The following is an 8382-nucleotide window of genomic DNA, read 5'->3' on the forward strand; positions in this document are numbered from 1 at the left end:
TCCTTCGGGTCCAGGTCGTCGGGCGGCTCCTCCCAGATGCCGGGGTAGATGTCCTCCGCCTGCATCTTCGTCGCGTCGTAGCGTCCGGCCAGCGTCTTCTCGGAGAGGGCGTCGAGGGCCTTGGAGAGCGCCTTCACCTCGTCCGCCGTGAAGACGCGCGCGGTGCCCTCGTCCGAGGGGATGTCCCCCACGTCCTCGCCCCCGCGCACCAGGAAGTCCAGCGGCGCCTTGCCCTCCCAGGCCGTACCCGTCATCAGGTACTGGAGGCCGTGCCACGTCTCCGCGATGTCGAGGTCGAGGAAGCGCGCGCCCTCCGCGTCCCCGAAGTCCTCCTCGTCGTCGAGGAACTCCTCGAGCTTGTCGGGCTGCTCCAGCAGCTTCTGTCGCTGGTTCTCCGTCAGGCTGCGCAGTGTGCCGAGCATTTCCATCAGACCCTCAGAGCACCACGTGCTCGCGGTGCTCTCCGAAGACGTCCCGCATGGCGTCGGAGATCTCTCCCAGTGTCGCGTACGCCTTCACCGCGTCCAGAATGAGGGGGATGAGGTTCTCGTCCGGGGTCGCCGCCGCCTTGCGCAGCGCATCCACCGTGCGCTGGGCCGCCGCGTTGTCGCGCTCGGCGCGCAGCCTCTTCATCCGCTCCACCTGCGTGCGCTCCACCGCCTCGTCCACGCGCAGCAGCCCCGAGGGCGGCGGCTCCTTCACCTGGAACTGGTTGACGCCCACCACCACCGAGCGTTTCTGCTCCACCTCGCGCTGGGCCTCGTAGGCCGCGTCCTGGATCTCCCCCTGCGGGTAGCCCTTGGCGATGGCCTCCACCATCCCGCCCATCTCGTCGATGCGCCGGATGTAGTCCTCGGCCTTGGCCTCCAGCTCGTCCGTCATCCGCTCCACCGCGTACGAGCCACCCATCGGGTCGATGATGTCCGCCACGCCCGACTCGTAGGCGATGACCTGCTGGGTGCGCAGCGCCAGCCGCGCCGACTCCTCGGAGGGCAGCGCGAGCGCCTCGTCCCGGCTGTTGGTGTGCAGCGACTGGGCGCCGCCCATCACCGCCGCGAGCGCCTGGAGCGCCACGCGCACCACGTTGTTGTCCACCTGCTGCGCGGTGAGCGTGCTGCCCGCCGTCTGCGCGTGGAAGCGCAGCATCATCGAGCGGGGATCCTTCGCCTTGAAGCGCTCCTTCATGATGCGCGCCCACAGCCGGCGCGCCGCGCGGAACTTGGCGATCTCCTCGAGGAAGTTGTTGTGGACGTTGAAGAAGAAGGAGAGGCGGCCGGCGAACTCATCCACCTCCAGCCCCGCCTTGAGCGCCGCGTCCACGTAGGCGATGCCGTCGGCCAGCGTGAAGGCGATCTCCTGCGCCGCGGTGCTGCCGGCCTCGCGGATGTGGTAGCCGCTGATGGAGATGGGGTTCCACTTCGGCACCCGCTTCGCGCAGAAGGCGAAGAGGTTGGTGATGAGCCTCAACGAGGGCTGCGGCGGGTAGATGTACGTCCCGCGCGCCATGTACTCCTTGAGGATGTCGTTCTGGACGGTGCCGGAGAGCTGCTCCAGCGCCACGCCGTTCTTCTCGCCCACCGCCGCGTAGAGGCACAGGAGGATGGGCGCGGTGGCGTTGATGGTCATCGAGGTGGAGACCTCGCCCAGGGGAATGCCCTGGAGGAGCGTCTCCATGTCCCGCAGCGAGGAGATGGAGACACCCACCTTGCCCACCTCGCCCCGGGCGCGCGGGTGGTCCGCGTCCCGGCCCATCTGCGTGGGCAGATCGAAGGCGACCGAGAGGCCCGTCTGCCCGGACTTGAGCAGGTAGTGGTAGCGCTGGTTGGCGTCCTCGGCGGTGCCGAAGCCCGCGTACTGGCGCATCGTCCAGAAGCGGCCCCGGTACATGGTGGGCTGCACGCCGCGGGTGAAGGGGTACTCGCCGGGCAGGCCGAGCTTCTCCATGTAGTCCCCCGCCACGTCGTCCGGGGTGTACACCGGCTCCATGGTGAGGCCGCTGGAGGAGCGGAACTCCGGCTGCCGCTCCCCGGCCTTCGCCTTGGTTTTCTCGTACGTCTTCTGCCGCCAGCGGGCCTTCTCTGCCTTCGTGTCCGACATGGGCTGCTCCTACTCCACGACGACGAGCCTGGCGTTGATCTCCACCGCGGTGCCTTCCTTCGCGGTGAGCTCCACCACCTTGCCGGCCTTGGGGCTCTTCAGCTCGTTCTCCATCTTCATCGCCTCGACGACCACCAGCCCCTGGCCCTCCTTCACCTCGTCGCCCAGCTTCACCAGCACCTTCACCACCTTGCCCGGCATGGGCGCGGCGATGACCTGCTTGCCCTCCGCCGAGAAGGCCGTCGTGCCCGCGCGCAGGCGCAGCCGGCGCTCGTCCGCCACGTCGACGCGGGTCACCTGCCCCCGCACCAGTACGTGCACCTCGTCGCCCTGCTCGTCGAACTCGACGCCGTAGGAGGTGCCATCCACCAGCATGGAGACGGCGCCATGGTCCAGCGTCAGTGCGTCCACGAAGAACGTCTTGCCCTCGTGCGTGAGCTTGAAGCGGTTCTCACCGGCCGGCTCGATGTCCACCGGCACCGCTTCCTTCTGGCCCTGCAATTTCGCGAAGTAGCGCATGTTGGTTCTCTGAAATCGGATGTGCATGCTAACGCACCGGCTTTACTCCGCCTCTTCTTCCTAGTCCAAATCCAACTCGATAGACGTCGGGAATATTGATCCTGCCATCTGGCATCTCCAAAAAGAGTCCCAACTCTACAAGATCCCTACGCAGCCCAAGAAGACCTGAACTGAGCCGCCTGGGTGGTAATCCTTCCCCTCTTTTTAGGGTGTTGACGATGTCAGATGCCTCCCAAAGCACTGCAATTTCATCGAAGGTGCAAGGGATGACTAGGCCATGGAGTGGCTCCATCACATAGCCGATCCATGGGAAATCCTCTTTGACTTCATCGACACGTATTTGGGATGCCGCTTGTACACCGCGCTTTATGGCTTCGTAGTGAAGTGCATAGTTTGGGTCGATGTGTTGCTCATGCTCTGCCGCAGTTCTGAGGGCAGAGAGGAAGCTACGGGGACTAACTTGGCCTAATGCATCAGCTAGGTGGTTTGGCAACCACCTGTAAGGGAGCCCTCTCCGCGCATCACGACCCATCCATGGACCAGTTATTTCGTGAAAGACATCAAACTGCACTTCCTCATTGCTGCGCAAGTCATCAGGTATGCGCCACACATCTGAGGTCTTTTTCCAATCATTGAGTAGATATTTTTGGCTGAGTTCCCTGAAGCTCTGCCCATGTGCAGAGGAGTTTGCAAGATATTGCCAAAGTAGACTGTATAGATCTAAGGGCTGCCATTTTAGGTCTGCCGCATTTGCTGTAACCTTGGAGGCATCAGGAAAGTTCGTAACAGTAGCCTCAAGCATATCTGGACGAACAAAAGCTTTGGCGCGTAGCGAAGAATATGAGCGAAATTCAAGAAGAGTGGACAGGAGTCCCGACAAGAGGCTTCTTTGTGCCTCCCAAGTTTCTGCTACTCTGTCGAGAGCGTCGAAAAGGATCAAATGGCGGATCCCTTTTTTTCGCAACTTTGCGTCGTAATCTGCAAAGTTGATGGCTGACTCTTCGGGATTGTCATTCACCCAGTTAACGCGCGCAGACCAAGTCTTCAGCTCGGACAAGGGCGTCCCAGCGGACCAAGTGTGCCAAGCAATGACTGTGCGCCAGCAGAGTTCAGGAGATACGCCTGATTTCAAAATCTTGGCAAGCACACGCTTGTCGGGGTATTCGTCGGGACGCTGAGAAATTCCAAAGCCAGCGCTAATTTTTGTGTTCTCGTCGACTTCTACATTGGGCAATACGCGCGCAAGTAGTTTCCTGTGCTCGACTGATTGTAGCGCTGCCCACCAGACGCTTTTGCCCGCTCCGCGGATGCCCCGCACTAGAACATTGTCTGGGTGCAAAGCATGTGCATGCCGTCTCGGAACGTAAAAGTAACTCGGGTCGGGAGCGGTCCCATGTGTGGAGAGATCGGGAGGGATGGCATCAAGAATCGCGCCTCGAATTTCTTCACGTAGCTGACGACTCAGTGAACTCATGGCAAGGGCTTTCCGAAGACCCAGAGAGTCGCGTCTTTCAAGAAGTCGCCAAAAGCGGCATCAATTTGACCTTTGGTCAATGCTCCCGGGTTTCTTACGGGGTCGAACTGTTGAAGAGCGCGGAACCAATTGATGCGGAAAGGAACATGAGGTGCTTCGGGATCGGTTACGTCATAATTAAAGGCAGAAGTGTTTTCGACAGCTGCCTCATCGTAGAGATTTTGCTGGAAGAGCGAATAGGACTTTGTGGTGAAGTCACTCATGTACTGGGATGACTCTGTTTCCGGCACTTGGCCGGCCACCATCTTGAGGTTCTCGCGGAAAAGCTTGGCGCGTTCGTGGTTGCTACGCCAGCTTTCAAAAAGAATCTGATAACCAGTCCAGGTTTGGCTGGTGTTTAGGCCAAAAAGCAAGCATCGCGCGTTCAGGCGGGTGATGCACACAGCCGCAATTTCATGGAGTCCTGCCCGGCTATCGAGCAGGGTGATGTCGGGGCGAATACGCGCTTCAAGCAAGGTCAGAAGCCGGTTCAGCCTCGTGGCGAAATCCATGCCTGTGCTGTCGCCATAAGCGCGGGTGAGTTTGGGCAGATAAGTGTACGGAGCCTTGAGCTGACCGGCTGCCGGGACGATGAAGATCTCACCATCTGAGTTAGCAGCAAGCGGACTGCGCACGACCATTTCGGCCAACACTGCATCGTCTGCTTGCTTGACAGCGTCCTCGGCGAACCAATCAACAATCCCGACGGTAGGGATCCTCTCATCAGGGAGTAATGTCGAGGTCAGCCCTGGAGACTCAAGGTCCAAGTCGACAACGAGGACCTTTTTGCCTGCATTGGCAAGATGCCAAGCCCAGGCAACAGTTGCGGATGAGCGGCCGACTCCGCCTTTGATGCCAAAGAAAGTTACACGAGGTACCTCAGGGGCCCCAAACGGGCCCCTGTACCAGTCCAACCCCCGAGAACCTTGCTCGATAAGATGGACATTGGTGGAAACCCGGAGGGCTTCAGAGGCTTCAAAAATGTCCCGAGGGTTCAGCATGGCGGACGCCAAGGTAATGGCGTCATCGGGGGCGTGCGCAAACTCCCCAAGTTGCTTGGTGAGTTCGGCGCGAGTGTTGTCCAGCGCAGAGGCGGCAAGGGGTTTGCCGTTTCGGTCATCAATGTGGAACTTGACTCGACCGAAGTCGTCCCGAGTAAGCACGACAGTACAACCCGTTTCGCCTGCGAACTTTTCCGCGATAGTTGAGGCTTTTGTGAATGCCTCGTCAAATCGAACTACGGGCTTGGTGGAGACCGTCATGGTTTATCTCGCGATTTAATGTCCAGAACGCTGTAATCAGGTTTTCTTAAATGTCAATTAGCGCCGACGGCCCGACAGCCGCCACGCGGAGATGCCGCCCTTGCCGCCCTCGGAAGAGGTCTGGGGGAGGCTCTTCGCCCGCTTCTGATCTCGCTGGTACGCGTACACCACGCTCGCCAGCAGCGCGGCCTCGGTGAGCTGAGGATCCTCCTTGCCCTGGAGCGTCTCGTGCTCGCGCGTGAGGAAGCTCGTGTCGTAGTCGCCCTCGACGAACTCCGGGTGCGAGAGGATCCCCTTCAGGTAGCGCACGTTGGTGGTGATGCCCTTCACCACGTACTCGCCCAGGGCGCGCTTGGCCCGCTCGATGGCCTCGCGCCGCGTGGGAGCCCACACGGACAGCTTGGAGATCATCGGGTCGTAGAAGTTGGGCACCGTGTACCCGGGGAACACGCCCGAGTCGTCACGCAGGTACGGGCCGCCCGGCACGCGCAGGTAGCTGATGCGGCCGGGGCTCGGCATGAAGTTGCGCGCGGGGTCCTCCGCGTAGATGCGCACCTCGATGGCGTGCCCGTTGGGCTGGGGCGCCTCGGTGTAGGGGAGCTTCTCGCCCTCGGCCACCTTGATCTGCCAGGCCACCAGGTCCAGGCCCGTCACCCACTCGGTGACGGGGTGCTCCACCTGGAGGCGGGTGTTCATCTCCAGGAAGTAGAAGTTGCGGTGCACGTCGACGAGGAACTCCACCGTGCCCGCGCCCACGTAGCCCACGGCCTTGGCGGCCTTCACGGCCACCTCGCCCATCTTCGCCCGCATCTCCGGGGTGAGGATGGGGCTGGGCGTCTCCTCCACCACCTTCTGGTGGCGGCGCTGCGCCGAGCACTCGCGCTCGTTGAGGTGGATGGTGTTGCCGTACTGGTCGGCGAACACCTGGATCTCCACGTGGTGCGGCTTCTCGAGGTACTTCTCGATGTAGACGGCGTCGTTGCCGAAGGCGTTCATCGCCTCGCTCTTGGCCGCGCGCCACGCGGACTCGAACTCCTCCAGGCGCTCCACCTTGCGCATGCCCTTGCCGCCACCGCCGCCGGCCGCCTTGAGCATCACCGGGACGCCGATCTTCTCGGCGTAGGCCCGGGCCTCCTCGATGGTGGCGATGGGCTCGGCGGTGCCGGGAACCACGGGCACCCCGGCCTTGATCATGTTCTGCCGGGCGCGCGTCTTCTCGCCCATGGCGTCCATGGCGGAGGCGGGTGGGCCGATGAAGGTGATGCCGGCCTTCTCGCACGCGCGTACGAAGGACGCGTTCTCCGAGAGGAAGCCATAGCCGGGGTGGATGGCATCCGCGCCGGCCTTCTTGGCGGCTTCGAGGATGCGCTCCTGCACGAGGTAGCTCTCGCGCGAGGGGGGCGGGCCCACCAGGAAGGCCTGGTCGGCGGTGCGGACATGCAGGGCGGAGCGGTCCGCCTCGGAGTAGACGGCCACCGTGGCGATGCCCAGCTCCTTGCAGGTGCGCATCACCCGGACGGCGATCTCGCCTCGATTGGCGACGAGGATTTTGCGGATCTTGGCCATGGCGGCTCCCTTTAGCACAGGGGAGCCGGCCACCGCAGAGCGCGAGCGCGTGGGAGGCCGGGAAGGTCTCCCGGCCACCGATACGCGCTGCTACTCGGAGCCTGTAGCGCTGGAGCGGGTCGCTCCCGGGGCTACTTGGCGCGGCTGCTGAGGTACTGCTCCATCAGCCTGCGGGCCTCGCCCAGCTTGGCCTCGACGAAGCGGTCATCCTCGTCCGGCTCGGGAGGGGGAGGGGGCGGCTCCGGGTGACGCCGACCCGGGCCCTTCTGGCCCTTGGCGGGGGCCTTGGGGTCCTCGGCGCCAAAGTCCACCGCGGCGGCGAGCAGGTTGCGGGCGGTCGCCCCACCGTCGAGCAGGCGGCCGAGCACGGGGCCCTCCACACCGAGCCAACGGGCGGTCTGACGCACCACGTCGATGTACTCGCCCTCCAGGGAGCGCGAGGGACGGCCGGGCTCGCTCATGGAGGCGCGGCCATAGCTGCCGGCCTTGTCCGTGTAGAGGCCCACGGCCTGGTCACGGAAGTCGCGCGCCACGGCGCGGACGAGAGCGTCGAGGTGGTCCTCGGGGACGGCCTTGCCACCCGAGGGGGTGAGCTTCAGCTCGGCCACACGCCAGCCGGCATCCGCGAGGGCCGTGGCGCTCTCCACCCAGCGCACATCGGGAACGGGGACATTGGCATCCTCACAGGCGCGGGAGAGGGTCTGGCGCAGCGCGGTGAGGTTTCCCTCGATGTCGGCGAGGAAGAGGACGAGGCGGGGTTGAGACAAACAAAGGCTCCTTTCGTGCGCCTCTTCAAGCGCGAACGCCCCCCCGAAAATTTCCCCGGGGAGGCGTCCGATTTTTTTTCCGAAGACGGGCCCTGCTCGCCTGCCTGCTTACAGCGGGATGTTGCCGTGCTTGCGGGGCGGATTCTCCTGGCGCTTGTTCTTGAGCATCTCCAGGGCGCGGATGACCTTGGCGCGGGTCTCCTCGGGGCGGATGACCTCGTCGATGTAGCCCAGCTCGGCCGCCTTGAAGGGGTTGGCGAACTTCTCGCGGTAGTCGTTCACCAGCCGGGTGCGCTCGGCGTTGGCGTCCGGGGCCTTCTGGAGCTCGTTGCGGAAGATGATGTTCACCGCGCCCTCGGGCCCCATCACGGCGATCTCCGCGGTGGGGTAGGCGTAGTTGATGTCCGCGCGGATGTGCTTGGAGGCCATGACGTCATAGGCGCCGCCGTAGGCCTTGCGGGTGATGACGGTGATCTTCGGGACGGTGGCCTCGGCGAAGGCGTAGAGCAGCTTGGCACCGTGGGTGATGATGCCGCCCCACTCCTGGTCGGTGCCGGGCAGGAAGCCGGGCACGTCCACGAAGGTGATGAGCGGGATGTTGAAGCAGTCGCAGAAGCGCACGAAGCGCGCCGCCTTCACGCTCGCGTCGATGTCCAGG

At 63.4% G+C, this 8382-nt stretch carries 8 protein-coding genes; all 8 read right to left on the bottom strand.

All coding sequences use genetic code 11. The annotated features are described in order from the left end of the window. A partial coding sequence (locus VF794_RS19330) for a YfbM family protein (protein WP_331112504.1) occupies positions 1-428 on the bottom strand: 428 nt, incomplete at its 3' end. Positions 429-435: 7 nt separating this feature from the next. After that, complete coding sequence (locus VF794_RS19335) at positions 436-2097, bottom strand: methylmalonyl-CoA mutase family protein (protein ID WP_331112506.1); 1662 nt, start codon at positions 2095-2097, stop codon at positions 436-438. Between the two features lie 9 nt (positions 2098-2106). Then, positions 2107-2616: a biotin/lipoyl-containing protein gene (locus VF794_RS19340; protein ID WP_331112508.1), complete on the bottom strand. Its 510-nt coding sequence runs from the start codon at positions 2614-2616 to the stop codon at positions 2107-2109. 28 nt (positions 2617-2644) lie between these two features. After that, positions 2645-4090, bottom strand: coding sequence for a hypothetical protein (locus VF794_RS19345; RefSeq protein ID WP_331112510.1), 1446 nt, complete (start codon positions 4088-4090; stop codon positions 2645-2647). After that, complete coding sequence (locus tag VF794_RS19350) at positions 4087-5391, bottom strand: KGGVGR-motif variant AAA ATPase (RefSeq protein ID WP_331112512.1); 1305 nt, start codon at positions 5389-5391, stop codon at positions 4087-4089. Before VF794_RS19350 ends, VF794_RS19345 begins: the two co-directional genes overlap by 4 nt. Positions 5392-5448: 57 nt before the next feature. After that, complete coding sequence (gene accC, locus VF794_RS19355; protein WP_331112514.1) at positions 5449-6957, bottom strand: acetyl-CoA carboxylase biotin carboxylase subunit; 1509 nt, start codon at positions 6955-6957, stop codon at positions 5449-5451. Between the two features lie 131 nt (positions 6958-7088). Then, positions 7089-7724 carry a hypothetical protein gene (locus tag VF794_RS19360; protein ID WP_331112516.1) on the bottom strand — a complete coding sequence of 212 codons (636 nt, stop codon included), beginning with the start codon at positions 7722-7724 and terminating at the stop codon, positions 7089-7091. A gap of 108 nt (positions 7725-7832) precedes the next feature. Continuing rightward, positions 7833-8382 (bottom strand): carboxyl transferase domain-containing protein (locus VF794_RS19365; protein WP_331112518.1); only part of this gene is annotated, 550 nt, incomplete at its 5' end.

The sequence above is a fragment of the Archangium sp. genome (assembly GCF_036389735.1).
Lineage (GTDB): Bacteria > Myxococcota > Myxococcia > Myxococcales > Myxococcaceae > Archangium.

What these genes read in the sequence shown, in the direction of transcription:
- VF794_RS19340 (WP_331112508.1), bottom strand. Translation starts at nt 2,616, where the DNA reads ATGCGCTACTTCGCGAAATTGCAGGGCCAGAAGGAAGCGGTGCCGGTG.
- VF794_RS19350 (WP_331112512.1), bottom strand. Translation starts at nt 5,391, where the DNA reads ATGACGGTCTCCACCAAGCCCGTAGTTCGATTTGACGAGGCATTCACA.
- accC (WP_331112514.1), bottom strand. Translation starts at nt 6,957, where the DNA reads ATGGCCAAGATCCGCAAAATCCTCGTCGCCAATCGAGGCGAGATCGCC.
- VF794_RS19345 (WP_331112510.1), bottom strand. Translation starts at nt 4,090, where the DNA reads ATGAGTTCACTGAGTCGTCAGCTACGTGAAGAAATTCGAGGCGCGATT.
- VF794_RS19335 (WP_331112506.1), bottom strand. Translation starts at nt 2,097, where the DNA reads ATGTCGGACACGAAGGCAGAGAAGGCCCGCTGGCGGCAGAAGACGTAC.